This window comes from Achromobacter pestifer (assembly GCF_902859625.1).
Classification (GTDB): Bacteria; Pseudomonadota; Gammaproteobacteria; order Burkholderiales; family Burkholderiaceae_B; genus Achromobacter; species Achromobacter pestifer.
In genome coordinates this window covers 95,184-118,964 of sequence record NZ_CADIJX010000007.1, presented here as the reverse complement: position 1 = coordinate 118,964, position 23,781 = coordinate 95,184, and the positions used below count along the sequence as shown (strand labels likewise).

General features: G+C 63.8%; 23 protein-coding genes. 16 read left to right on the top strand and 7 right to left on the bottom strand.

Annotated features, from left to right (window positions below; genetic code table 11):
• Positions 1-80: 80 nt before the first annotated feature.
• From HV753_RS23985 to HV753_RS23955, 7 genes are all read left to right on the top strand, one after another.
• Positions 81-713, top strand: coding sequence for a LysE/ArgO family amino acid transporter (locus HV753_RS23985; protein WP_175177086.1), 633 nt, complete (start codon positions 81-83; stop codon positions 711-713).
• Between the two features lie 35 nt (positions 714-748).
• A complete protein-coding gene (locus HV753_RS23980; RefSeq protein ID WP_175177257.1) occupies positions 749-1,063 on the top strand; it encodes an antibiotic biosynthesis monooxygenase family protein in 315 nt (104 codons plus the stop codon).
• Between the two features lie 52 nt (positions 1,064-1,115).
• The gene (locus HV753_RS23975; RefSeq protein ID WP_175177085.1) at positions 1,116-2,057 is read left to right on the top strand and encodes a LysR substrate-binding domain-containing protein; all 942 of its coding nucleotides are present in this window, start codon (positions 1,116-1,118) and stop codon (positions 2,055-2,057) included.
• Positions 2,058-2,392: 335 nt separating this feature from the next.
• Positions 2,393-3,556 carry an ABC transporter substrate-binding protein gene (locus HV753_RS23970; RefSeq protein ID WP_175177084.1) on the top strand — a complete coding sequence of 388 codons (1,164 nt, stop codon included), beginning with the start codon at positions 2,393-2,395 and terminating at the stop codon, positions 3,554-3,556.
• 139 nt (positions 3,557-3,695) lie between these two features.
• Positions 3,696-4,568: a branched-chain amino acid ABC transporter permease gene (locus HV753_RS23965; RefSeq protein WP_175177083.1), complete on the top strand. Its 873-nt coding sequence runs from the start codon at positions 3,696-3,698 to the stop codon at positions 4,566-4,568.
• Between the two features lie 3 nt (positions 4,569-4,571).
• Positions 4,572-6,494 carry a branched-chain amino acid ABC transporter ATP-binding protein/permease gene (locus tag HV753_RS23960; RefSeq protein ID WP_175177082.1) on the top strand — a complete coding sequence of 641 codons (1,923 nt, stop codon included), beginning with the start codon at positions 4,572-4,574 and terminating at the stop codon, positions 6,492-6,494.
• An 18-nt stretch (positions 6,495-6,512) separates the two neighbouring features.
• The gene (locus HV753_RS23955) at positions 6,513-7,235 is read left to right on the top strand and encodes an ABC transporter ATP-binding protein (RefSeq protein ID WP_175177081.1); all 723 of its coding nucleotides are present in this window, start codon (positions 6,513-6,515) and stop codon (positions 7,233-7,235) included.
• An 847-nt stretch (positions 7,236-8,082) separates the two neighbouring features.
• On the opposite strand, the gene HV753_RS23950 is transcribed toward HV753_RS23955, so the two are convergent.
• The 3 genes from HV753_RS23950 to HV753_RS23940 form a co-directional block, all read right to left on the bottom strand.
• Positions 8,083-8,508 (bottom strand): organic hydroperoxide resistance protein, encoded by a 426-nt coding sequence (locus tag HV753_RS23950; protein ID WP_175177080.1) that lies wholly within the window; start codon positions 8,506-8,508, stop codon positions 8,083-8,085.
• A 165-nt stretch (positions 8,509-8,673) separates the two neighbouring features.
• The gene (locus HV753_RS23945; protein ID WP_175177079.1) at positions 8,674-9,135 is read right to left on the bottom strand and encodes a MarR family winged helix-turn-helix transcriptional regulator; all 462 of its coding nucleotides are present in this window, start codon (positions 9,133-9,135) and stop codon (positions 8,674-8,676) included.
• 86 nt (positions 9,136-9,221) lie between these two features.
• Positions 9,222-9,929, bottom strand: coding sequence for a Crp/Fnr family transcriptional regulator (locus HV753_RS23940; protein WP_175177078.1), 708 nt, complete (start codon positions 9,927-9,929; stop codon positions 9,222-9,224).
• Between the two features lie 169 nt (positions 9,930-10,098).
• On the opposite strand from HV753_RS23940, the gene HV753_RS23935 reads away from it, so the two are divergent.
• From HV753_RS23935 to HV753_RS23905, 7 genes are all read left to right on the top strand, one after another.
• Positions 10,099-12,075 (top strand): AMP-dependent synthetase/ligase, encoded by a 1,977-nt coding sequence (locus HV753_RS23935; protein ID WP_175177077.1) that lies wholly within the window; start codon positions 10,099-10,101, stop codon positions 12,073-12,075.
• Positions 12,076-12,080: 5 nt separating this feature from the next.
• Complete coding sequence (locus HV753_RS23930) at positions 12,081-12,878, top strand: ABC transporter ATP-binding protein (protein ID WP_175177076.1); 798 nt, start codon at positions 12,081-12,083, stop codon at positions 12,876-12,878.
• Positions 12,879-12,889: 11 nt separating this feature from the next.
• Complete coding sequence (locus HV753_RS23925) at positions 12,890-13,819, top strand: branched-chain amino acid ABC transporter permease (protein WP_175177075.1); 930 nt, start codon at positions 12,890-12,892, stop codon at positions 13,817-13,819.
• Between the two features lie 26 nt (positions 13,820-13,845).
• Positions 13,846-14,910: a branched-chain amino acid ABC transporter permease gene (locus HV753_RS23920; RefSeq protein WP_175177074.1), complete on the top strand. Its 1,065-nt coding sequence runs from the start codon at positions 13,846-13,848 to the stop codon at positions 14,908-14,910.
• A 280-nt stretch (positions 14,911-15,190) separates the two neighbouring features.
• Complete coding sequence (locus HV753_RS23915) at positions 15,191-16,531, top strand: ABC transporter substrate-binding protein (protein WP_175177073.1); 1,341 nt, start codon at positions 15,191-15,193, stop codon at positions 16,529-16,531.
• Between the two features lie 60 nt (positions 16,532-16,591).
• Complete coding sequence (locus tag HV753_RS23910) at positions 16,592-17,446, top strand: ABC transporter ATP-binding protein (RefSeq protein ID WP_175177072.1); 855 nt, start codon at positions 16,592-16,594, stop codon at positions 17,444-17,446.
• 81 nt (positions 17,447-17,527) lie between these two features.
• Positions 17,528-18,796 (top strand): phenylacetate--CoA ligase family protein, encoded by a 1,269-nt coding sequence (locus tag HV753_RS23905; RefSeq protein ID WP_175177071.1) that lies wholly within the window; start codon positions 17,528-17,530, stop codon positions 18,794-18,796.
• Positions 18,797-18,803: 7 nt separating this feature from the next.
• Here HV753_RS23905 and HV753_RS23900 read toward each other — a convergent pair whose 3' ends face one another.
• Genes HV753_RS23900 through HV753_RS23885 form a run of 4 tightly spaced genes read right to left on the bottom strand, consistent with a single transcriptional unit; the run spans position 18,804 to position 21,251 of the window.
• Positions 18,804-20,051, bottom strand: coding sequence for an NAD(P)/FAD-dependent oxidoreductase (locus HV753_RS23900; RefSeq protein WP_175177070.1), 1,248 nt, complete (start codon positions 20,049-20,051; stop codon positions 18,804-18,806).
• A gap of 18 nt (positions 20,052-20,069) precedes the next feature.
• Positions 20,070-20,486: a DUF6691 family protein gene (locus tag HV753_RS23895; RefSeq protein ID WP_175177069.1), complete on the bottom strand. Its 417-nt coding sequence runs from the start codon at positions 20,484-20,486 to the stop codon at positions 20,070-20,072.
• A 1-nt stretch (position 20,487) separates the two neighbouring features.
• Positions 20,488-20,919, bottom strand: a complete 432-nt coding sequence (locus tag HV753_RS23890) for a YeeE/YedE family protein (protein WP_175177068.1) — start codon at positions 20,917-20,919, stop codon at positions 20,488-20,490.
• Positions 20,916-21,251 carry an ArsR/SmtB family transcription factor gene (locus HV753_RS23885; protein ID WP_175177067.1) on the bottom strand — a complete coding sequence of 112 codons (336 nt, stop codon included), beginning with the start codon at positions 21,249-21,251 and terminating at the stop codon, positions 20,916-20,918. Before HV753_RS23885 ends, HV753_RS23890 begins: the two co-directional genes overlap by 4 nt.
• 100 nt (positions 21,252-21,351) lie before the next feature.
• Here HV753_RS23885 and HV753_RS23880 point away from each other — a divergent pair, with 100 nt between their 5' ends.
• Positions 21,352-22,206, top strand: coding sequence for an MBL fold metallo-hydrolase (locus tag HV753_RS23880; RefSeq protein WP_175177066.1), 855 nt, complete (start codon positions 21,352-21,354; stop codon positions 22,204-22,206).
• Between the two features lie 87 nt (positions 22,207-22,293).
• Entirely contained in the window at positions 22,294-23,760 is a 1,467-nt protein-coding gene (pap, locus tag HV753_RS23875) for a polyphosphate:AMP phosphotransferase (RefSeq protein WP_175177065.1), read from the top strand.
• Positions 23,761-23,781: the final 21 nt, after the last annotated feature.

Here is a 23,781-nt window from a genome sequence, read left to right as displayed (position 1 = left end):
ACTATTACCGGACTGCGCAATGCATCCGGCACCACCATCAAAACGCCGCCACAGGCGTTGCAGTTACAGGTATTCGCATCATGTTCTCCACCTTGTCATCCCCCCTCTTCCTGACCGCCTGGGCCAGCGGGACCGCCACCGGGCTGGGTTTGTTCGCCGTCGTGGGCGCCCAGAGCGCCTTCATCCTGCGCCAGGGCCTGATGCGCGCGCATCTGCTCAGCGTGGTCGCCATCTGCGCCTTGATCGACGCCGTGTTCATCTTCGCCAGCGTGTCCGGATTGCAGGCGCTGACGGCGTGGTTCCCCTGGCTGACGACCGCCGTGCTGTGGTTCGGCGTGGTCTTCCTGTCGTGGTACGCGCTGCAATCGGCCCGTCGCGCCTGGACCGCCACGGGTGGCCTGGCTGCCGCCCGCGACGTCGTGCCGTCGCGTCGCGCCGCCATGCTGGGCGCGCTGGGCTTCTCACTGCTGAACCCCCATTTCTGGCTGGACATGGTGGTGGTGGGCTCGCTGGCGCACGGTTTCGACGATGCCCGCATGGCATTTGCCGCCGGTGCATTCACCGCCAGCCTGTTGTGGCTGGCCGTGCTGGGCATCGGTTCGCGCCTGTTCGCCCGCTTCTTCGCCAGTGCGTCGGCCTGGCGTATTCTGGATGGCGTCATTGCCGTGGTCATGGCTGGCCTGGCGATCAGCCTGGCGATCAAGGGCGTGTAAGCCTCGCATCGCCCACTTTCCTCGGGAGCCCCGCCATCTATACGTCCACCTTCATCTTCGCCAAGAAGCAGTTCGATGATGAATTCCATCGGTTGGACCAGATCATCGCCGAGGCCGCCCGCGCGCTGCCCGGCTATCGGGGCGAAGAAGCCTGGGAGGACACCGCGCGGGGATTGTTCGCCAATGTCTACTACTGGGACACGCTCGAGGCGCTGGAGATGCTGATCCAGCATCCCGCGCATAGACAAGCCAAGGCGGCCCAGGCCCAATGGCTGGACGGCTATCGGGTGGTCATCGCGCAAGTACTCAGGGAATACGGGGACGGTCTTCCCGGCCCATCACTTTTATAATCCCCCCGTTGCCACTCTTTCGTCGGGCGCACGGCCGGCCCGCCAGACGATCATGCGCGGACCTTCCCCCTCCAAAGACGTGCGGCTGCCCCCGCTGGCCGCCATCCAGGCTTTTGAAGCGGCAGCCCGGTTGGGCTCATTTGAGCGCGCCAGCGAAGAGCTCTTCGTTACCGCCAGTGCCATCGGCAAGCGCATCGCCGCGCTGGAAGCCCTGCTGGACGTTTCCCTTTTCATCCGCAGCAGCCGCGGCGCGACCTTGAGCGCCGCCGGCAGGGACTACCTGAATCAGGTCCGCACCGCGCTGGATCTGCTGTCGGACGCTTCGCTGCATAAACGCGGCGAACCCAAGCCCGAACCGCTGCGCGTGGTCTCCACTCCCACATTCGCCCGCCAGGTGCTGATCCCCTACCTGCCCGGTTTCACCGCCGCGCATCCCGATGTCGAACTGGAAATCATGCTGTCCATTCCGTATCTGGACATCATGCCGCCCAACGCCGATGTGTGGGTACGCTTCGGCAGTGGCAAGTATCCCGGCCTGCACGCGCGGCAACTGACGCACGATCCCGCGTTTGCCGTGTGCTCGCCCGAATATCTGGCCGAACATGGCCCCTTTCTCCGCCCCGAAGACCTGGCTCGCGCCGACCTGCTGCGCTGCCCGATGGAGCCATGGCGCCCCTGGCTGGCCGCAGCCGGCCTGGACTGGCCCGAACCCTCGCGCGGGGTGTGGCTGGTGGACCTGGGCATGATGCTGGCGGCGGCGCGCGCCGGCCAGGGCCTCGCCCTGACGCGCCGGACTCTCGCCGCCGAATGGCTGGACGAGGGCAAATTGGTGCGCGTGCTGGGCATCGACACGCCCGGCGAATCCCAGTACTACCTATGCACCGAAACCTCGCGCCCGCCTGGCGCTACAGTCCAAGCGTTTTCCCTATGGCTTGAAGACGTGTGCAAACAGGCATCCCAATGGCCACGGGGCCTGCGGGGCCGTCAGGAATAAATTTCCAGTCCAGGGCGGAATGAATTTCCGCGCAGCGCCGCCCGGCGCTGGCTAGGATGCGCCCAACGTGGCATCCACCCGCCGCGCGCATCCGCACTTCGCCTGCGCGCCCGCAACGCGCCACCCATTGCTGCATCGCAACGCCAGGCCAACACCCCTTGCGGGCGTACTAGGTATTTACGCGGAAAAACCCTGCCGGGTCAGATTCGCGTAAGCGATTAAGCAGACAGTCACAACACGCAATACAGGAGAGCGCCGCAATACGTTCCACCCGCCGATCAGCGCCGGCACACGGTTTTCCACGCAGTTCACTAATTATTACAACGGAGACATCCATGGATTTTCGTTTGAAGCTGCTAGCAGGAACCCTTGCATTTGCCGCATCGGCTGCGTCTTACGCCGCCGACCCCATCAAGATCGGTGTGGCCGGCCCCTACACGGGCGGGTCCTCATCCATGGGCGTCAGCATGCGCGACGGTGTACGGCTGGCGATTGAGGAAATCAACAAGAGCGGCGGTGTATTGGGCCGCCAACTGGTGGCCGTCGAACGCGACGACGAAGCCAAGAACGAACGCGGCGTGCAAATCGCCCAGGAACTGATCAACAAGGAACAGGTGACGGCCACGGTCGGCTACATCAATACGGGCGTGGCGCTCGCCTCGCAGCGCTTCTATCAAGACGCCAAGATCCCCGTCTTCAACAACGTCGCCACGGGCAGCGTGATCACGCACCAGTTCCAAGCGCCTGAATTCCCCGACAACTACGTGTTCCGCAATGCGGCGCACGACAGCATCCAGGCCCCGATGATCGTGGAGGAAGCGATCACCCGCCGCGGCTTCAAGAAAGTGGCGATCCTGGCCGACTCCACCAACTACGGCCAGCTTGGCCGCGAGGATCTGGAGAAAGCCCTGGCCACCAAGGGCATCAAGGCCGTGGCCGTCGAAAAATTCAACATCAAGGACGTCGACATGACGGCCCAGCTGTTGAAGGCCAAATCCGCTGGCGCCGAGGCCGTGCTGACCTACGGCATCGGCCCTGAGCTGGCGCAGATTGCCAACGGCATGACCAAGTTGGGCTGGAAGGTGCCGATCATCGGCAGCTGGACCCTGTCCATGGCCAACTACATCGACAACTCGGGCGCCAATGGCGAAGGCGCGCGCATGCCGCAGACCTTCATCCAGGACCCGGACACGCCCAAGCGCAAGGCATTCATCGACGCCTACCTGGCCAAGTTCAAGCCCAAGAACAACCGCATCGATTCGCCGGTGTCGGCAGCCCAGGGCTACGACTCGATCTTCTTGCTGGCCGCCGCCATCAAGCAAGCCAACTCGACGGATGGCCCGAAGGTGCGCGAGGCGCTGGAAAGCCTGCAAACGCCCGTCGAAGGCGTGGTCATGACCTACAACAAGCCGTTCTCCCACGACAACCACGACGCGATCACCGCCAAGGAAGTGGTCATCGGCGAGGTCAAGGGCGGCCGCGTCGTCAAGGCCAACTAAATCTGGACAAGCAGGAAGGCGGCGGCTTCCCGGCCGCCGCCGCCCGCGCCCGGCCCTGGGCGCGGGGCATGCAGCCGCCTGAAAACAGCGTTCTGCCCAAGGGGGTTGGGACGGAACACAGCGCCTCAAGACACACACCATGATTCTTCTACAGCTTATCTATAGCGGTATCGCGCTAGGCATGATCTATGCCGTCATCGCGTTCGGATACCAGCTCACATTCGCCACATCCGGCACGCTGAATTTCGGTCAGGGTGAAGCCCTGATGCTGGGCGCGCTGGTCGGATTGACGTTGGTCGGCCTGGGCGTGAACTACTGGGTCATGATCCCCATCGTCTGCATTTTTGGCTTTGCGCAGGGTGCGCTGGTTGAGCGCGTCGGCGTGCGGCCGGCCATCAAGACACGGTCGGAATTCGGCTGGATCATGGCCACCATCGCATTGGGCATCATCTTCAAGAACGTAGCCGAGAACATCTGGGGCCGTGACGACCTGCGCTTTCCCTCGCCGCTGCCCGAAGCGCCGATCCAGGTGCTGGGCGCCAACGTGCTGCCGATGGAGCTGCTGGTGGTGTTCGGCGCACTGGGCATGATGATCCTGGTGGAAATCTTCAATCGCAAGTCCATCCATGGCAAGGCCTTCGTTGCCACGTCCGACGATCGCGACGCCGCCGGCCTGATGGGCATCAATACCGGCATGGTGATCACCTTCTCGTATGCGCTGTCGTCGTTGACCGCCGCCTTCGCCGGCGTGCTGGTGGCGCCGCTGACATTGACCGGCGCCACCATGGGCGCGGTCCTGGGCCTGAAGGCATTTGCCGTGGCGATCATTGGCGGCCTATCAAGCGGGATGGGCGTCGTGGTGGGCGGGTTGATCCTGGGGATCGCCGAAACGACCACCGGTTTCTATCTTTCAACGGGGTACAAAGACGTGCCGGGACTGGTGTTGCTGCTGCTCGTTCTGACCTTCAAGCCCGCCGGCCTGTTCGGCAAGACCGCGATCAAGAAGGTGTAAGCGATGAAACCCTTGCACCTGCTGTTATCCGTCGTGGCCGTGGCCTGCCTGGCTGCCGTGCCGCTGGGCGTGACCAACACGTATTACCTGCACCTGATCGAAACGATCATGATCTATTCGATCCTGCTGTTCGGGCTCGATATCGTGGTGGGCTACACCGGCCAGGTATCGCTGGGCCATGCCGGACTGTTCGGCATCGGCTCATACGTCGCCGGCGTGCTGTTCTTCCATCTGCAAATGCCCATCTGGGTGATCCTGCCCGCCGCCATCCTGATCGCGGCGGTCTTCGGCGCGGTGCTGGCGCTGCCGGCGCTGCGGGTCACCGGGCCGTACCTGGCCATGGTGACCTTGGCGTTCGGCACCATTATCCAGATCCTGATCAACGAGATGACCTTCATGACCGAAGGCCCGTTGGGCATCAAGATCCCGAAGCCCTCCATCGGCGGCCACATCCTGACCAAAAGCGAGTACTTCTGGCTGGTGGGCGCGTTGCTGGTGCTGTCGCTGATCGTCGTGCATCGCATCCTGAAGTCGCACCTGGGCCGTTCGTTCGAAGCCTTGCGCGACAGCCCCATTGCTTCCGACTGCATGGGCGTATCCGTCTATCGGCACAAGGTATTCGCGTTTGTGATCAGCGCCGGCTTCGCCGGCCTGGCGGGTGCGCTGTATTCCTATTCGGAACAATACATCTCGCCCAACACGTACAACTTTGAACTGACCATCCTGTTCCTGCTGGCCATCATCATGGGCGGCCGCAAGAGCCGCACGGGCGCACTGCTGGGCGCGTCCATCATCGTGCTGCTGCCCAAGATGCTGGACGACATCAGCACCTTCCGCCTGATCGCGCTGGGCGTGGCGATCGTCGTGACGGTGGGCAGCATCATCGCCGTGTCCAAGGGACGGGCAGAACCGCGGCGCGTGGTCGTGCCGGTCGTCGGCACCATCCTGCTGGCGGTCTTCTCGTACTGGCTGGAGGCCGTGACCGATTGGCGCCTGACCATCTTCGGCGCGATGATCCTGTTCGTCGTGTACTACCTGCCCGACGGCATCGTGGGCTTCGTGCGCAACCTGTTCTTCTCGACCCGCCGCGCGGCGCTGACGGTGAAGACTGATTTGGTGAAGGAACAGGAAGCCGTGCCGGACGCAGTGGCCGGCAAGGGCGAAACCCTGTTGACGGCCAAGAACGTGCTGATGCAGTTTGGCGGCCTGAAGGCGTTGAACGAAGTCGATCTGACCGTCAAGCGCGGCACCATTCACGGCCTGATCGGACCCAACGGGTCCGGCAAGAGCACGATGATGAACGTGCTGACGGGCATTTATGTTCCCACGGCCGGCGCGGTGGAGTTCTCGGGCAAGTCGCTGGTCGGCCTGGCGCCCGCGGACATCGCCGCCGCCGGCATCGCCCGCACCTTCCAGAACGTGCAGCTGTTCGGCGAGATGACGGCGTTGGAGAACGTGCTGGTGGGCCTGCACCACACCTTCACCACGGGGCTGGCGGGCATCGCGCTGCGCACGTCGAAGTGGAAGGGTGAAGAGCAAGGCGCCCGTGCCCGTGCGATGGCACTGCTGGAATTCGTGGGCCTGGATTCACTGGCCAACGAAGAGGCTCGCAACCTGCCTTACGGCAAGCAACGCCTGCTGGAAATCGCTCGCGCGCTGGCGCTGGACCCGCAGTTGCTGTTGCTGGACGAACCCGCGGCTGGCCTGACGGCACCCGACATCGTTGAACTGCTGGCCATTATCCGCAAGGTGCGCGACCACGGCATCACGCTGATTCTCATCGAACACCACATGGATGTCGTGATGGGGGTGTGCGACACCGTGTCGGTGCTGGACTTTGGTCAGAAAATCGCCGAAGGCCTGCCGAACGAAGTGCAAAGCAACGCCAAGGTTATCGAGGCGTATCTGGGCGGTGCGCCCGCCTGACGCCAAGAGGACAACACAATGCTATCGATCAAGAATCTGGAAGCGGGTTACGGCAAGGTCAAGGTGTTGCACGGCATCAGCATGGAGGTGCCGAAGGCGAAGGTCGTGACGCTGATCGGCTCCAACGGCGCCGGCAAGACCACCACGATGCGCGCGCTGTCCGGCATGATCCGTCCGACCGCGGGCGAGGTCACGCTAAGCGGCAAGCGCATCGACGGCCTGGAATCCCACCGCATCGCGCGGCTGGGACTGGCGCACTCGCCGGAAGGCCGCCGCGTGTTCCCCACGCTGTCGGTCACCGACAACCTGCTGTTGGGCGCGTTTCCGCGCCTGACGGGCAGCCGTCCCAAGGGCGACGTGCAAGCCGACCTGGGCCGCGCCATGGATCTGTTTCCGCGCTTGAAGGAACGCCGCACACAATTGGCGGGCACGCTGTCGGGCGGCGAACAGCAGATGCTGGCCATGGCCCGCGCCGTAATGCTGAGCCCCGAGCTGGTGCTGCTGGACGAACCGTCGATGGGCCTTGCGCCGATCCTGGTGGAGGAAGTGTTCCGGATCATTGCGCGGTTGAAGGACGAAGGCGTGACGATGTTGCTGGTGGAGCAGTTCGCGGCCGCGGCGCTGAATGTGGCGGATTACGGATACGTGCTGGAGAACGGGCGCATTTCCGTGCATGGCAGCGCGGAGAAGTTGCGGGATGACCCGGCGGTGGTTGCGGCTTATCTCGGAGGCGGGCACTAGAGGGGGGTTGTGCGCGGGCGTTGGGATTCTTGGGCCGCCCGGCACGTTGGCGGCCTGTGGGGCGCGGGTCAACGATTGCGGTCCGGAGCCTTCGCTCCGGACTTCCCCGTCGTCATCTTCGTTGCCGCCTGCGGCGGCTGCCTTCAGATTCCCTCGGGCTTGTCGACTCCCCGCGCCCCACAGGCCACCAACGCGCCGGGCTCCATCAGCTGCAATCTCACCGCGGCCGGGGCGAGTGGTTTTCTTTGGCTTCGCATCGACTGCGGGGAGGTGATGGAAGATCTTGCGGAGCCCGCCCCATGCCGGCCGCGCGGGCGGCCTCGTGGGGCTTACACGGCGTCTTGCGTCGTGATAATGCCGCTTCGCGTGTGGCGTGCGTCTATCGTCATTTTTTGTAGGATAGGTGGACTGCATTCGGGTCTACCCGCGAACGCGGACGCATGCCGCGCGCCATCCGTTGCTCCACCTCCCCCTTGTGCCGGGGAAGCCACCAAAGACCCAATCTCCACCAGCGCGCAAGCGACCACCGCCACGACGAATCAACAGCGCGTATGCCGATTGCGCGCCGCCCGGGCGGCCGCAGTCGGCGGGCAGCGCAAGTCTCGTCATTGAACCGCGGTCTAGCGGCGCAACGGACCAAGACACCGGCAGCCCGACGGCGGGGTCGGCCTGATGGCGCGCAACCTCGATGCGCCCGAGGGAATCCGGAGGGAGCCGAAGGCGGACGAGGATGACAACGGGGAAGTCCGGAGCGAAGGCTCCGGACCGCAATCGTGGGCGCGCGCCATCAGGCCGACCCCGCCGTCGGGCGACCTACGAAGCCCGCCCGCCCAAAAAAACCCAACGATCAAACAATCGTCAACGTCACATCAATATTGCCGCGCGTCGCGTTCGAGTACGGGCAGACGATATGCGCCGCGGCCACCAGCTTCTCGGCTAACTCGCGATCCATGCCCGGCAACGAGATCTTCAGTTCGGCTTCGATGCCGAACCCCGTCGGGATCGGGCCGATGCCGACGATGCCGTTCACCGACACGTCCGCCGGAATCGCGATCTTGTCGCGGCCGCCCACGAACTTCATCGCGCCCAGGAAGCAGGCCGAATAGCCCACGGCGAACAGCTGTTCCGGGTTGGTGCCGGCTGCGCCCGCGCCACCCAGTTCGCGCGGCGTGGTCAGTGTGACGTCCAGGTTGCCATCGTCGCTGACGCCACGGCCTTCACGGCCGCCGGTGGCGGTGGCATTGGCGCGGTAGAGGACTTTTTCGATAGACATGATGCGTTTCCTTGTAGGGATGAAAAGTTGAACTGCCTCGCCTGGCGGGCCCTCCCGCTGCGGCGCTTACCGATGCATTGCAGACCTGCTTTACCCAATAAATAGCGTACTACTACATAGCGCACTATTTATAAGACCGGATGATGACAACCATCATCCCGTCCTTCAAATACTGTCGACCAGCTTTTCCCGCAGCGCATGCAGCGTCTTCATCATGCCCTGCGCTTCCTCCAGCGTGCACTGCGCGGCGCCGGCAATCGCATGCGGCACCGATTCGGCCCGCTCGCGCAAGTCCAGCCCCTGCTTGGTCAATGACACAATCACCTGACGCTCGTCATCCACGGCCCGCTTCCGGGTCACCAGGCCCGCCGCTTCCAGGCGCTTGAGCAGCGGCGTCAACGTCGCGGAATCCAGGAACAGGCGGTCTCCGATATCCGTCACCGTGATTCCGTCGCCCTCCCACAGCACCAACATCACCAGGTACTGCGGATAAGTCAGGTCCAGCTCGCGCAGCAACTTGCGGTACACCTTGTTCATCGCCAGTGAGGTCGAGTACAGGGCAAAGCACAACTGGCTGTCTAGCAGCAGCGGGTTGAATGCGCTTTTGGGCTTGGATCTGGATTTCATTGTGCAATATTAAATAGTGCACTATTCATCGTCAATGTTTTTTTTCGGCTGATTTGTAAGCAAGGGCCAGACCGAAGCCTGCCCGCTCAGGCCGCTTGCTCGCCTTCGACCGTGCTGCGATCGGAACCGTATTGTTTCAGGCCGTCCAGATCCAGCACCCGCACCGCGCCGTATTCCACATTCAAGAGGCCCGCCTCTTCCAGCTTGCGCAGCGCCTGGTTCGCGCGCTGGCGCGACACGCGCGCCAGATAGCCGACTTCTTCCTGCGTAATCGTCAGGCGCATCCCCATGCCGGGATACAGCAAAGGGTTGAAGAGCTCGGCCAAGCAGCGCGCCACGCGCGCATCCGGATCCAGCAAACGGTCGTACTCCGCCTTGCCGATGAACTGCGCCACGCGCTCGTTCAGTTGATGGAGCAGATAGCGGTTGAACGGGATGCTGGTGTCCAGCAACCAATCGAACGTGGCGGCCGACAAGCGTGCCACCACTGAATCGCGTAGCGCGACGATGTCATATTTGCGGACTTCGCGCTTCAAGAGGGAACCTTCGCCGATCCAGCCGCCGGCAGGCACGCCCGTCAACGACGCGACCTTGCCCTCGGCGTTGCCGACCGACACCTTGACCAGTCCGGCCAATACGCCGATCCAAGCCTGGGCGAGTTCCCCTTTGCGCTCTATGATCGATCCGGCAACGACTTGCTGCACGGTCAGGTCCCGCTCAACGCGCAATTGCTGTTCGGCGTTGAGCACGCGAAACCAGGCCGCGGCAAGTTGCAGGGAGTCGGATAGCTGCATCGGGAATACCCTAAAAGTTCCTTGAATGTCGCGATGGTGACAGTTGGTAGCAACCCAACCTTATACCTTAACTCCTGCCGTAAATCTAAAACCAACTGGTCAAGCCCTTCATCGCCACAGCCGCTCCCGCGGACTCCTGGCGCGATGCGCCCAAACCGGAGGAGACAACGTGGCACATTCATCGCCTGCATCCGCACAGGTGCCGGCGGCGCTGGACACCTTTCCAGCGCTGCTGTTCGCGCATGCCAACGTTCGTGGGTCGCGGCCCGCGATACGAGAAAAAGATCTGGGGATCTGGCAAACCCTTACGTGGTCCGACGTGGCGGAGCATGTCCGTCACGTGGCGAATGGTCTTGCGTCCCTGGGCATCCGGCCCGGCATGCACGTGGCTGTCATCGGCGAAAACCGTCCCCGCCTGTACATGGCGATGATGGCCGCGCAGTCGCTCGGCGCGATTCCCGTTCCGCTCTATCAAGACGCCGTCGCGCAGGAAATGGTCTACGTGCTGCAAGACGCCGAGATCAGTGTCGCCGTCGTGGAAGACCAGGAACAGGTCGACAAGATGCTGGAAGTGCGCGAGCAATGCCCCGCGCTGAAGCACGTGGTGTTCGACGACCCGCGAGGCCTGCGCCACTATTCGGATGCCATGCTGCTGTCTTATGAGCAGCTGGAAACGCGGGGCCAGGAATACGCCGCGCAGCACCCCGACTTTCTTGACCACGCCATCGCCGCCGTGCAGCCGCACGACCCGGCCGCCATGTTCTATACGTCGGGCACCACGGGAAAACCCAAGGGCGTGGTGCTGACGCACCATGCGTTGATCGACCGCGCGCGCGCCGTCTCCGACATGGAAAAGCTGACCGACCAGGAAGACGTGCTGGCCTACCTGCCGCCCGCGTGGATTGGCCAGAACATGTTCTCGTACACGCAGCTGCTGGTGACGGGATTTACCGTGAACCATCCCGAATCGCCCGACACCGTGTCGATCGACATGCGCGACATCGGCCCCACCTACTACTTCGCACCGCCGCGCGTGCTGGAAGGCTTGCTGACGCACGTGATGATCCGCATGGAAGACGCGGGTTACATCAAGCGCAAGCTGTTCGGCGCCTGCATGAACCTGGCTCGCCGCGTGGGCACCCGCATCCTGGACGGCGAATCCGTCAATGCCTGGGACCGCCTGCGCTACGCGCTGGGCAATGTGCTGATCTACGGCCCCTTGCGCAACGCGCTGGGCATGAGCCGCGTGCGCGTGGCGTACACCGCAGGCGAAGCCATCGGCCCCGACCTGTTCGTGTTCTACCGTTCCATCGGCATCAACCTGAAGCAGCTGTACGGCTCCACCGAGACCTCCGTGTTCGTCTGCGTGCAGCCCGACGGCCACGTGCGCGACGACACCGTCGGCCCGCCGGTGGCGGGTGTCGAGATCCGCGTGGCGGACAACGGCGAGATCCTGGTCAAAAGCCCGGGGCTCTTCAAGGAGTACTACCGCAACCCGGACGCCACGGCCGAGGCACGCAGCGCCGACGGCTGGTTCCACACGGGCGACGCAGGCTATCTGGATACCGACGGCCAGTTGAAGATCATCGATCGCGCGAAAGACGTGGGCAAACTGGCCGACGGCAGCCTGTTCGCACCCAAGTACATCGAGAACAAACTCAAGTTCTTCCAGCACATCAAGGAAGCCGTGGCCTTCGGCGCCGATCGCGAAGATGTTTGCGCCTTCATCAATATCGATCTGGAAGCCGTGGGCAACTGGGCCGAGCGCCGCGGCCTGCCCTACGCGGGCTATACCGACCTGGCCGCCAAGGACGAGGTCTATCAGTTGATCGCGGAATGCGTGGAACAGGTCAACGCCGACCTGGCCACCGACCCGAAACTGTCGGCCTCGCAAATCAGCCGCTTCCTGATCCTGCACAAGGAACTGGACCCCGACGACGACGAGCTGACCCGCACGCGCAAGGTGCGCCGCGCCTTCATCGCGCAAAAGTACGGCGTGTTGATCGAGGCGCTCTTCGGCGGCAAGCAGTCGCAGTTCATCGAGACCGAAGTGAAGTTTGAAGACGGACGCACCGGCAGGATCTCGGCTGACCTGAAGATCCGCCCTGTCAAGACGTTCCCCGCCATCACCGCCAAGGCCGCGTAGAGATCATGAGCAACAACGACCGCGACCAGCGCATTGGCGACGTCATGCTGGACATGCAGAACATCTCCTTGTCCTTTGGCGGCGTGAAAGCGCTGACGGACATTTCCTTCAATGTGCGCGAGCACGAGATCCGCGCCATCATCGGCCCCAACGGCGCTGGCAAGAGTTCGATGCTGAACGTCATCAACGGCGTCTACATGCCGCAGCAAGGCGGCATCGAATTCCAGGGCCAACGCTTCTCGAAGATGAATCCGCGCCGCGCCGCCGAAATGGGCATCGCGCGCACGTTCCAGAACCTGGCCCTGTTCAAGGGCATGAGCGTGCTGGACAACATCATGACCGGCCGCAATCTGCGCATGAAATGCGGGCTGCTGGCGCAGGCGTTTCACCTGGGCCCCGCCCAACGCGAAGAAATCCAGCACCGCGAATTCGTCGAGAACATCGTCGACTTCCTGGAAATCCAGGCCTATCGCAAGACCCCCGTGGGCCGCCTTCCCTATGGCCTGCAAAAGCGGGTTGACCTGGGCCGGGCACTGGCGATGGAGCCGCGCCTGCTGCTGCTGGACGAGCCGATGGCTGGCATGAACATCGAGGAAAAGCAGGACATGAGCCGCTTCATCCTGGATGTGAATGATGAATTCGGCACGACCATCGTGCTGATCGAGCACGACATGGGCGTGGTCATGGATATCTCTGACCGCGTGGTGGTGCTGGACTACGGCAAGAAGATCGGCGACGGCCGCCCGGACGAAGTCCGCGCAAACGAAGACGTCATCAAAGCCTACCTCGGCGTGTCGCACTAAGGCGGACAGACATGGGATTTTTTCTAGAGACCTTATTTGGCGGCTTGATGAGCGGCATGATGTATGCGCTGATCGGCCTGGGCTTTGTGCTGATCTTCAAGGCATCCGGCGTGTTCAACTTCGCGCAGGGCGCGATGGTGCTGGTGGCCGCGTTGTCCATGGCGCGTTTCTCGGAATGGATACCGCGCTGGCTGGGCTTTGACAACATGATCCTGGCCAACGTGCTGGCCTTCATCGTCAGCGCCATGGTGATGTTCCTGCTGGCGGTGGCCATCGAACGCTTTGTATTGCGCCACCTGGTCAACCAGGAAGCCACGACGCTGTTGATGGCCACGCTGGGCATCAGCTACTTCCTGGATGGGTTGGGCCAGATCACCTTCGGCAGCTCGGTGTATTCCATCAACGTGGGCATGCCCAAGGATCCGATGATGATCCTGGATTCCGTCTTTGAAGGCGGGTTGCTCATCAACCTTGAAGACCTGACCGCAGCCGTCATCGCGGCCTTGCTGGTGGCGGCGCTGGCGCTTTTCTTCCAATACACCTCGACCGGCCGCGCCCTGCGCGCGGTGGCCGACGACCACCAGGCCGCGCAATCCATCGGCATTCCGCTGAACCGCATCTGGGTGATCGTGTGGTGCGTGGCGGGCCTGGTCGCACTGGTGGCCGGGATTATCTGGGGATCGAAGTTCGGCGTGCAGTTCACGCTGTCCACGGCCGCGCTGCGCGCGCTGCCGGTGGTGATCCTGGGCGGCCTGACATCGGTGCCGGGCGCCATTCTGGGCGGCTTGATCATCGGTGTGGGGGAAAAGCTGTCCGAGGTTTATCTGGGGTCGCTCGTGGGCGGCGGTATCGAAATCTGGTTTGCCTATGTGCTGGCGCTGGTGTTCCTCCTGTTCCGTCCGCAAGGGCTGTTCGGCGAGAAGATCATCGACCGCGTGTAACCCACCAGGCCCTCTAGGATAAAAACATGTTCTATCGCGAAAACGGCCAATTCAAGACCAGCTACCGGGCCGACCAGCAGATCTTCCCGATCCGCCAGGACCGCATCTTCATCTGGCTGCTGCTGGCGGTGGCGTTCATCGCCGTGCCGGCGCTGTCATCCGACTACCTGTTGCGCGCGATCCTGATCCCGTTCCTGATCCTGGCGCTGGCGGCGGTGGGCCTGAACATCCTGGTCGGCTACTGCGGCCAGATATCACTGGGCACCGGCGCCTTCATGGCGGTGGGCGCCTACGCGGCCTGGAACTTCGGCGTGCGCTTTCCGGGCATGCCGCTAGTGGTGCAGATCCTGCTGGGCGGGTGTTTCGCCACCATCGTGGGCGTGATCTTCGGCATTCCCAGCTTGCGCATCCGTGGCCTGTATCTGGCGGTGGCCACGCTGGCGGCGCAGTTCTTCGTGGACTGGGCATTCCTGCGCATCCCGTTCTTCACCAACTACTCGTCGTCGGGCAACGTGTCCGTGCCGCCGCTGACGGCCTTCGGACTGCCGGTGCAGACCGCGTTGGAAAAGTATCTGTTCGTGCTGATCCTGGTCGTGATCTTCAGCCTGCTGGCCAAGAACCTGGTACGCGGCGCCATCGGCCGCCAATGGATGGCGATCCGTGACATGGACGTGGCGGCATCCGTGATCGGCATCCGTCCCATGTACGCCAAGCTCACCGCATTTGCGGTCAGTTCGTTCATCGTCGGTGTCGCCGGCGCCTTGTGGGGCTACATCCACCTGGGTTCGTGGGAACCGCTGGCGTTCGACCTGACGCGCTCCTTCCAGCTGCTGTTCATGGTGATCATCGGCGGCCTGGGCTCGATCGTCGGCAGCTTCTTCGGCGCGGCCTTCATCGTGTTGGTGCCGGTGGCGCTGTCAAACGTGCCGCACGCCCTGGGCATCCCGCTGTCGGTGGATACCGCGGCGCACATCGAACACATGGTGTTCGGCGCGCTGATCGTGTTCTTCCTGATCGCCGAACCGCACGGGCTGGCCCGGTTGTGGAGCATCGGAAAAGAGAAGCTGCGCATCTGGCCTTTCCCGCACTGAAGGTAGCCCCCCCCCGAGGCGCCTTTGGCGCTTCCCCCTCAAGGGGGCGCCGCAGGGGACCGGCGAAGCCGGATCCGCCGCGGCCCCGCTCAGGGAAACCGGAGTTTCATGCAGCAAGCCGTGCAAGCAGAAAGATTTTTGGTATCGCATCACGACCGTATTGATCATTACCGGCCACGGCGGCACAAGCGCCGCGACCGGAATCCTGAATACCCGGCTCAAGACCGGGCCAATCCCGGTGTCCCAGGGTTTACTGCCCCAAACACCACGCAGGAGGTAAATGGAGATGAAGCGTCTTAACCTGAAGTTGGCGGCAGCCCTGGTGGCCGCAGCCGGTGCCATCGGCGCCGTGGCCACGCCGGCAATGGCGGCCGAAGAGCAGTTCGTTCCGTTGCTGGTGTATCGCACCGGGTCGTTCGCTCCCCTGGGGATTCCCTGGGCTGATGGCAAGCTGGACTATCTGAAGCTGGTCAACGAACGCGATGGCGGCGTCAACGGCGTCAAGATCACGTATGAAGAATGCGAAACCGCCTACGCCACCGACCGCGGCGTGGAGTGCTATGAACGCCTGAAGGGCAAGGGCACCGGCGCCTCGGGATTCGACACCCAGTCCACCGGCATCACGTTTGCCGTCAGTGACAAGGCCATGGTCGACAAGGTGCCCGTCGAAACGATGGGCTACGGCCTGTCGCAGTCGGTGGACGGCAGCGTGTTTGAATGGAACTTCCCGCTGCTGGGCACGTACTGGACCGCGGCCGACGTGATGATCCAGGACATCGCCAAGAAAGAAGGCGGCATGGACAAGCTCAAGGGCAAGAAGATCGCCCTGGTCTATCACGACTCGCCCTACGGCAAGGAACCGATCCCGCTGCTGCAAAAGCGCGCAGCCAAGGAAGGCTTCGAGCTGGTGTTGTATCCGGTGACGGCGCCGGGCGTTGAGCAAAAGTCCACCTGGCTGCAAATCCGCCAGGCGCGTCCGGCCTACGTGCTGCTGTGGAGCGCGGGCATCATGACGCCCACGGCCATCCGCGAAGCGCAGGCCAGCGGCTACCCGCGCGACAAGATGTACGCCATCTGGTGGGCCGGCTCGGAAGGCGACGTGAAAGACCTGGGCGATGTCGCCAAGGGCTACAACGCCATCACCGTGCACAACAGCGGCGCCGAGCACGACAAGGTCTATGACGACTTGAAGAAGTTCGTCTACGACAAGGGTCAAGGATCGGACAAGACGGCCAAGAACACGCTGGGCACCATCGCCCACACACGCGGCATGATGATTTCGATGCTGCAAGTGGAAGCGATCCGCACGGCGCAGGAGAAGTTCGGCAAGGGCAAGGCGTTGACGCCTGAACAAGTGCGTTGGGGCTTCGAGAACCTGAATATCACTCAGGCTCGCCTGGACGAACTGGGCTTTGGCCAGATCATGCGTCCGGTGAAGACCTCGTGCAGCAACCACAAGGGTGATGACTGGGCTCGCATCGTGCAGTGGGATGGCGCCAAGTTCAAGGTCGCCTCCGACTGGTATCAGGCCGACAAGACCATTCTGGACCCGATGGTCAAGGAAGCCGCGGCCAAGTACGCCAAGGAAAAGAACATCACGCCCCGCACTTGCGAGAACTGATGTGAACCGGCGGCCGGCGCCTTTGCGGGCGCCGGCCGCCACCACGCCGCAGGAATCGTCATGACCGCTGCAACAACCACCGCATCTACCGCGTCCCCGCCCGTCGCCGCCCCCAAGGTGCTGCTCGACGTGAACGGCATCGAGGTGATCTACAACCACGTGATCCTGGTGCTCAAGGGCGTGTCCCTGCAAGTGCCCGAAGGCAAGATCGTGGCCTTGCTGGGCGCCAACGGCGCAGGCAAGACCACGACCTTGCGCGCCATCTCGAACCTGCTCAAGGGCGAGCGCGGCGACGTCACCAAGGGCCATATCCAATACCGCGACCAGCGCATCGAAAGACTGTCGCCCGCGGAACTGGTCAAGCGCGGCGTCGTGCAGGTGATGGAGGGCCGGCATTGCTTCGCCCACCTGACCATCGAGGAAAACCTGCTGACCGGCGCCTATACCCGCAGCATGAGCCGCGGCGACACCGCAGCCGCGCTGGAACGGGTCTATCAGTATTTCCCGCGCCTCAAGCAACGCCGCGCCAGCCAGTCCGGCTATACGTCTGGCGGCGAACAGCAAATGACCGCCATCGGCCGCGCGTTGATGGCCAACCCCAACATGATTCTGCTGGACGAACCGTCCATGGGCCTGGCGCCGCAGATCGTGGAAGAGATTTTCGAGATCGTGCGCGACCTGAATGAACGCGAGCGCGTGAGCTTCCTGCTGGCCGAACAGAACACCAACATCGCGCTGCGCTATGCCGACTACGGCTACATCCTGGAGAACGGGCGCGTGATGATGGACGGCGCGGCGCAGGACCTGGCGCAGAACGAAGACGTGAAGGAGTTCTACCTGGGCATTTCCAGCGGCGAGCGCAAGAGCTTCCGCGACAACAAGTTCTACCGCCGCCGCAAACGCTGGCTGGCCTGACCCTGGAGCGGCAGCGCTGGTGTGGACCGGCGCCCCGCCGGCAACGACACCGCAGTACGGCACACGAGAGGGTGCGATCCCATGTCCGAGTTTTTCGATGTCCTGGAAACCCGAGCGCCCGAGCAACGCGAGCGCGAGCTGATGGCCGCCTTGCCTGGCGCGATCACGCGGGCAATTGCCCGCGCGCCGGCGATCGCCGAGCAGCTACGCGGCATTGATCCCGCCACCATCACGTCGCGCGCGGCGCTGGCCCGCCTGCCCGTGTTGCGCAAGCACGAACTGCTGGAACGCCAGCAACATAGCCGCGACGACGCGGCCATGCCGGCCGGCCCAGCCAAGGCGTTCGGTGGTTTCTCCGCCATCGGCTGGGGCGAAGCCATGCGCGTCTTCGCCTCGCCGGGCCCCATCTATGAACCCGAAAGCGCGCGCGCCGACTATTGGCGTTTTGCGCGTGCCCTGTACGCGGCGGGTTTCCGTGCGGGTGAACTGGCGTACAACTGCTTTTCCTATCACTTCACGCCCGCCGGCTCCATGATGGAAACGGCGGCGCATGCCGTGGGCTGCACGGTCTTTCCGGGCGGCACGGGCCAGACTGAACAACAGGTGCGCGCCATTCAAGATCTGGCGCCCAGCGGCTACACAGGCACGCCCAGCTTCCTGAAGATCATCCTGGAGAAATCCGACGAGCTTGGCGTGAAGCTGGATTCGTTGCGGCGCGCACTGGTGTCGGGCGAAGCCTTTCCGCCGTCGCTGCGCGACTGGCTGGCGGCGCGCGGCATCGAGGGCTACCAGGCCTATGGCAGCGCCGACCTGGGCATGATCGCCTTCGAGACGCCTGCGCGTCAGGGGCTGGTGCTGGGCGAAGACATCATCGTCGAAATCGTGCGTCCGGGCACCGGTGAACCCGTGCCTGACGGCGAAGTCGGTGAAGTGGTCGTCACCACGTTGAATCCGGATTACCCGCTGGTGCGCTTTGGCACCGGCGACCTGTCCGCGGTCATGTCCGGCATCTCGCCTTGCGGGCGCACCAACACCCGCATCAAGGGCTGGATGGGCCGCGCGGATCAGACCACCAAGGTGCGCGGCATGTTCGTCCATCCATCGCAGGTTGCCGACGTGGTGCGGCGTCATCCCGAAATCCTGCGCGCCCGACTGGTCATCAGCGGCAGCACCGGATCGGATCGCATGGTGCTGAAGGTGGAGTCGCGCGTGCGCGGCGAAGATCTGTCGAACCGCATCGCCGAATCCGTGCGCGACGTGACCAAGCTGCGCGCCGACGTGGAATGGGTGGACGCCGACGGCCTGCCGAATGACGGCAAGGTCATCGACGACGTGCGCACCTACGAGTAACGCACGCTCAGTTGCTCAGCGGCCGCGCCAACCATTCGCGGCCGCGCAGCATCCCGTTCCAGTAAATCCACGGCAGCAGCGTGGCTTTCAGGAACCAGGCGCTCTTGCGGGGCACGGTCGGATCCAGCGGAAACGTGGGCAGCAACTTGCCGCCATACCCGAACTCGGCCAGCACGATGCGACCACGCTCCACGGTCAGCGGACACGAGCCGTAACCATCGTAGGTGACCGGCATGGCGTGGCCTTCACGGATCGCGATCAGATTCTCGGCCACGGTCACGATCTGCTTGCGCGCGGCGGCAGCCGTTTTGGCGTTGCTGGTGCTGATGCCGTCACCCAGGCCGAAGACATTGTCGAAGCGCACATGACGCAGGCTGCCAGGGTCCACCTCGCACCAGCCGGCCGCATCCGCCAGCGCGCTGTCGCGCACGACGTCCTGCGGTACCTGCGGGGGCACGGCGTGCAACATGTCGAAGGATTTCTCCACGCGCGACACAGCGCCATCGGCGCCTTTCACGTCGAACCAGGCTTTGCGTGCCGGGCCGTCCACCGCGACCAGCGCGGAGTTGAAGGCGAGATCGATGCCGTAGCTTTCGACGTAACGCATCAACGGCGGCACAAAGGCCGGCACGCCGAACAGGGCTGCGCCCGCCAGATCGAATTCAACGTGAATGCGGCCCAACGCGCCGGTCCTGCGCCAATGGTCGCAGGCCAGATACATCGCCTTTTGCGGGGCGCCGGCGCACTTGATCGGCATGGCAGGCTGCGTGAACAGCGCCTGCCCTTCCTTGATTGCCTGCACCCGTTCCCAGGTATACGGCGCCAGGTCATAGCGGTAGTTGGACGTCACCCCGTTCTTGCCCAACGCATCGGACAGGCCTTCGATCTTGTCCCAAGCCAACCGCAATCCCGGACACACGATCAGTTGCTGGTAGGTCACGCTGCCGCCATCCGCCAGCCGCACCCGGTTTGCCTCGGGCTCAAAACCTGCCGCCGAGGTGTGCAACCACGTGGCCCGCGACGGCATCACCGACCGCGTCGGGCGCATGGTTTTCTTCACATCGAAGGCGCCGCCGCCCACCAGCGTCCAAGCGGGCTGGTAGTAGTGCTTGTCGCTGGGTTCGATCACGGCAATGCGCAGGTCAGGCCGGCGCCGCAGCAGGCTGGCGGTCACGCCGATGCCCGCCGCGCCGCCTCCCACCACCACCACATCGAAATCGGCGGACGCCTGTGTTGCCAACGGTGCCTGGGGCATGTTTGTCTCCGCGCCGGTCTACCGGCTTATGAAATGTTCAACTGCCGAGAATACCCCCATGCCGGCGATCATCGCAGCCACGAAGATCAGCGCTTCGGGCACCCCCGCCGACGCGGCGACCAATGCGGGGCCGGGGCAGAAGCCCGCCAGCCCCCAGCCCGCACCGAACGCCAGGCTGCCCGCCACCAAGCGCAGGTCGATGCCGGTGGCCGTGGGCCAGCCCACCGGTCGGCCGGACAGGCGGGCGCGACGCCGCAATACGGCAAACCCGGCGGCGGTGACCAGTACCGCGCCCCCCATCACGAAGGCAAGCGACGGATCCCAACGACCGGCGATATCCAGGAACCCCAGCACCTTGGCAGGGTTGGCCATGCCGGACACGATCAGGCCCAGGCCGAAGATCAGACCCGAGGCGAAGGCAATCAGCACTACCATGTCAGCCGCCCGCCAGATGGCGCACAGCGTATACCGTGACAAAGCCCGCGGCCATGAACAATGCGGTCGCCACGAACGACCGGCGCGATCCGCGCGACAGGCCGCAGACGCCATGCCCGCTGGTGCAGCCCGATGCATAGCGCGTGCCGATGCCCACCAAGAGGCCCGCCACGATCAGGCGCGAGGTACCGGCGTCGACCGTGATGGCTGGCAGCGCCGCCCCCAATGAATACAGCCACGGAGCCGCACACAAGCCCAGCACGAATGCCAGGCGCCACAAGCTGTTGGGTTGCGGGGGCAGCAAGCCGCCCAGGATGCCGCTGATGCCAGCGATGCGTCCAGCCCCCGCCATCAGCAGCACGGCGGCAGCGCCGATCATCAGCCCTCCCACAGTGGCCGATGCCGGCGTCAAGGCAGACCAGTCCAGACTCACGAAAATGATTCCATCGCGCGGCCGCAGTACAAACTGGACAGCGTTTTCATGACCTGGCTGACTTCAAAGCTGGCCATTTGGTAGTAGACATATTTGCCGTCACGCCGCGTCGTGACCAAGCCTTCGTCTCGCAGCACGCCCAGTTGCTGGGACAAGGTGGGTTGACGAATGCCGGTCAGCGATTCCAGTTCCCCCACGTTGCGCTCGTTCTGCACCAGTTGGCACAACAACAGCAGGCGGTCTTCGTTGGCCAGCGCTTTGAGCAGCACGCAGGCCTGGGCGGCGGATTCCCGCAGGACGGCAAGTTCGCAATCGGTCAGGGCGGCATTCATAAGGCGGATCGACAAGTCAGGCGGCAACGGATCATTATATTGACGGATAATTTATCAAACAATATTATTTAAATGTATATATTGTTATCTGCTGGCGGCCATGAACCCTCACATCCAAGCCTTTTTCGATCCCGTCACTGCCACCGTCACCTATGTCGTGCATGACGGCAGCGCCTGCGCGATCATCGATTCGGTGCTGGACTACGACCCCAAATCCGGACGCACCAGCACGGCCAGCGCGGATCGGGTCGTGGCCTACGTGCGCGAACAGGGGCTGGCCACGCAGTGGTTGCTGGAAACCCACGCCCATGCCGACCACCTGTCCGCCGCGCCCTACCTGCAACAACAGCTGGGCGGCGTCATCGCCATCGGGCAAAGCATCTGCACCGTGCAGGGCGTCTTCAAGCAGGTCTTCAACCTGGAGCCGGCATTCCAACTGGACGGCTCCCAGTTTGGCCACTTGTTCGCCGACGGCGAAGCCTTCCAGATCGGATCCCTGGAGGCCACCGCGATCCACGTGCCGGGTCACACGCCGGCCGACATGGCCTACCTGATCGGCGACGCCGCGTTCGTGGGCGACACGATGTTCATGCCCGACGTGGGCACCGCCCGCTGCGATTTCCCCGGCGGCGACGCGCACCAGCTGTATCGCTCGATCCAGCGGCTGCTGCGGCTGCCCGGCGGCATGCGGCTGTTCATGTGCCACGACTACCCGCCAGCGGGACGCGAGGCCCACTGGCAGACCTCGGTGGCCGAACAGCGCGCCGCCAACATCCATGTTCGCGATGGGATCAGCGAAGACGACTTCGTCGCGATGCGCACCCGGCGCGACGCCACCCTGTCCATGCCCACCTTGATCCTGCCCGCGATCCAGGTAAACATCCGCGCCGGTCATTTTCCACCGCCCGAGGACAACGGGGTGCGCTATCTGAAGATCCCGGTCGACGCGCTCTGACCGCACCCGCCGGCCCGCACTTGCGCGCCGGGCGCTTATCCCGCAAGATCGGCCGATCTACCGATTGCCGATCAGACGGATCTTTCCATGTTCGCAGAAGCCGAAGCCGACCCCAGCCTGTCCAAGGACGAATTCAAACCGCTGGAGATGCGACTGCGCGTCGCCCTGCTCAACGCGCAATACCAGCGCCTGGAGAAAGCGGACAAGGCCCTGCTGGTGGTCGTGGCGGGGATCGACGGCGCCGGCAAGGGCGCCACCGTCAATCTGTTGAACGAATGGATGGACCCGCGCCACATCCGCACGCTGGCCTATGGTCCGGCGGAAGGCGAGGAGCTTGAGCGCCCGCCGTTCTGGCGCTACTGGAAAGACCTGCCGCCCAAAGGCAGCACGGGCATCGTGTTTGGCTCCTGGTACGCACCGCTGCTCATCGAGTCCGCCCGCAAGAAGCCCAATCAGGACGCCCTTGAAGCGCAATGCGCCGCGATCCGGCGCTTCGAGGCCATGCTGGCCGCCGAGGGCGTGCAGATCATCAAGCTCTGGTTTCACCTGTCGGCCAAAGCCCAGAAAGACCGCGCGCAACGCTTGTTGGCCAGCCCCGAGACATCATGGCAAGTCAGCCCGGTGGACTTGAAGGTCTACAAGAAATACGACCGCATCCGCGCGGGCGGGCAGATCGTCATGAACCACACCGACAGCGGCCACGCCCCTTGGGTGGTGATTCCCAGCGCCGACGAGAACATGCGTTCGGCCCGAACCGCCGAAGCCGTGCTGGCCGCCATGCGCCAACGCGGCGTGCCCCGCATCCCCCAATCGTTCCTGGCGCATTCCGGTCCTGTCCGCATCGTCAACCGCCTGGGCGAACTGGATTACGACGCCAAGATCGACAAGGGCGACTACGAGTCCGAACTTGGCCTGCTGCAAGGCCGCCTGGCGCGCGCCGCGCGCTCCAAGAAGTTCCAGGAACGGTCGCTGGTGCTGGTGTTTGAAGGCCAGGACGCCGCCGGCAAAGGCGGCGCCATCCGGCGTGTGACCCATGCCTTGGATGCCCGGCAGTTCGACATCACTCCCGTCGCCGCGCCCAACAGCTACGAGCTATCGCGCCCCTATTTGTGGCGCTTCTGGCGCCAGTTGCCACGCCATGGCCGCATCGCCATCTTCGATCGTTCCTGGTATGGCCGTGTACTGGTCGAGCGGGTCGAAAAGCTGACGGCGCCTGCCCACTGGCGCCGCGCCTACGCCGAGATCAACGACTTCGAGGCACAACTGGCGGCAAGCGGCGCGATCGTGCTGAAGTTTTGGCTGGCGGTGACGGCGGACGTTCAGTTGGAACGCTTCAAAGAGCGCGAGAAATCGCCCTTCAAGAATTTCAAGATCACGCCTGACGATTGGCGCAACCGCGACAAATGGAAGGAATACGCGGCGGCGGCCAATGAAATGCTGACCCGCACCGATGTCGCGCACGCGCCTTGGCACCTGGTGTCCGCCAACGACAAGCGCTACGCTCGTCTGCAAGTGCTGCGGCACGTCGTCGAAGCGATGGAAAATTCACTCTGAATTCCAACAGGAGGCCTTGCG

Coding starts and splice junctions, on each gene's coding strand:
- HV753_RS23985 (WP_175177086.1), top strand. CDS start 81: ATGTTCTCCACCTTGTCATCCCCCCTCTTCCTGACCGCCTGGGCCAGC.
- HV753_RS23955 (WP_175177081.1), top strand. CDS start 6,513: ATGCTATCGATCAAGAATCTGGAAGCGGGTTACGGCAAGGTCAAGGTG.
- HV753_RS23965 (WP_175177083.1), top strand. CDS start 3,696: ATGATTCTTCTACAGCTTATCTATAGCGGTATCGCGCTAGGCATGATC.
- HV753_RS23930 (WP_175177076.1), top strand. CDS start 12,081: ATGAGCAACAACGACCGCGACCAGCGCATTGGCGACGTCATGCTGGAC.
- HV753_RS23940 (WP_175177078.1), bottom strand. CDS start 9,929: ATGCAGCTATCCGACTCCCTGCAACTTGCCGCGGCCTGGTTTCGCGTG.
- HV753_RS23910 (WP_175177072.1), top strand. CDS start 16,592: ATGACCGCTGCAACAACCACCGCATCTACCGCGTCCCCGCCCGTCGCC.
- HV753_RS23925 (WP_175177075.1), top strand. CDS start 12,890: ATGGGATTTTTTCTAGAGACCTTATTTGGCGGCTTGATGAGCGGCATG.
- HV753_RS23905 (WP_175177071.1), top strand. CDS start 17,528: ATGTCCGAGTTTTTCGATGTCCTGGAAACCCGAGCGCCCGAGCAACGC.
- HV753_RS23970 (WP_175177084.1), top strand. CDS start 2,393: ATGGATTTTCGTTTGAAGCTGCTAGCAGGAACCCTTGCATTTGCCGCA.
- HV753_RS23915 (WP_175177073.1), top strand. CDS start 15,191: ATGGAGATGAAGCGTCTTAACCTGAAGTTGGCGGCAGCCCTGGTGGCC.
- HV753_RS23975 (WP_175177085.1), top strand. CDS start 1,116: ATGCGCGGACCTTCCCCCTCCAAAGACGTGCGGCTGCCCCCGCTGGCC.
- HV753_RS23920 (WP_175177074.1), top strand. CDS start 13,846: ATGTTCTATCGCGAAAACGGCCAATTCAAGACCAGCTACCGGGCCGAC.
- pap (WP_175177065.1), top strand. CDS start 22,294: ATGTTCGCAGAAGCCGAAGCCGACCCCAGCCTGTCCAAGGACGAATTC.
- HV753_RS23950 (WP_175177080.1), bottom strand. CDS start 8,508: ATGTCTATCGAAAAAGTCCTCTACCGCGCCAATGCCACCGCCACCGGC.
- HV753_RS23900 (WP_175177070.1), bottom strand. CDS start 20,051: ATGCCCCAGGCACCGTTGGCAACACAGGCGTCCGCCGATTTCGATGTG.
- HV753_RS23885 (WP_175177067.1), bottom strand. CDS start 21,251: ATGAATGCCGCCCTGACCGATTGCGAACTTGCCGTCCTGCGGGAATCC.
- HV753_RS23960 (WP_175177082.1), top strand. CDS start 4,572: ATGAAACCCTTGCACCTGCTGTTATCCGTCGTGGCCGTGGCCTGCCTG.
- HV753_RS23880 (WP_175177066.1), top strand. CDS start 21,352: ATGAACCCTCACATCCAAGCCTTTTTCGATCCCGTCACTGCCACCGTC.
- HV753_RS23945 (WP_175177079.1), bottom strand. CDS start 9,135: ATGAAATCCAGATCCAAGCCCAAAAGCGCATTCAACCCGCTGCTGCTA.
- HV753_RS23895 (WP_175177069.1), bottom strand. CDS start 20,486: ATGGTAGTGCTGATTGCCTTCGCCTCGGGTCTGATCTTCGGCCTGGGC.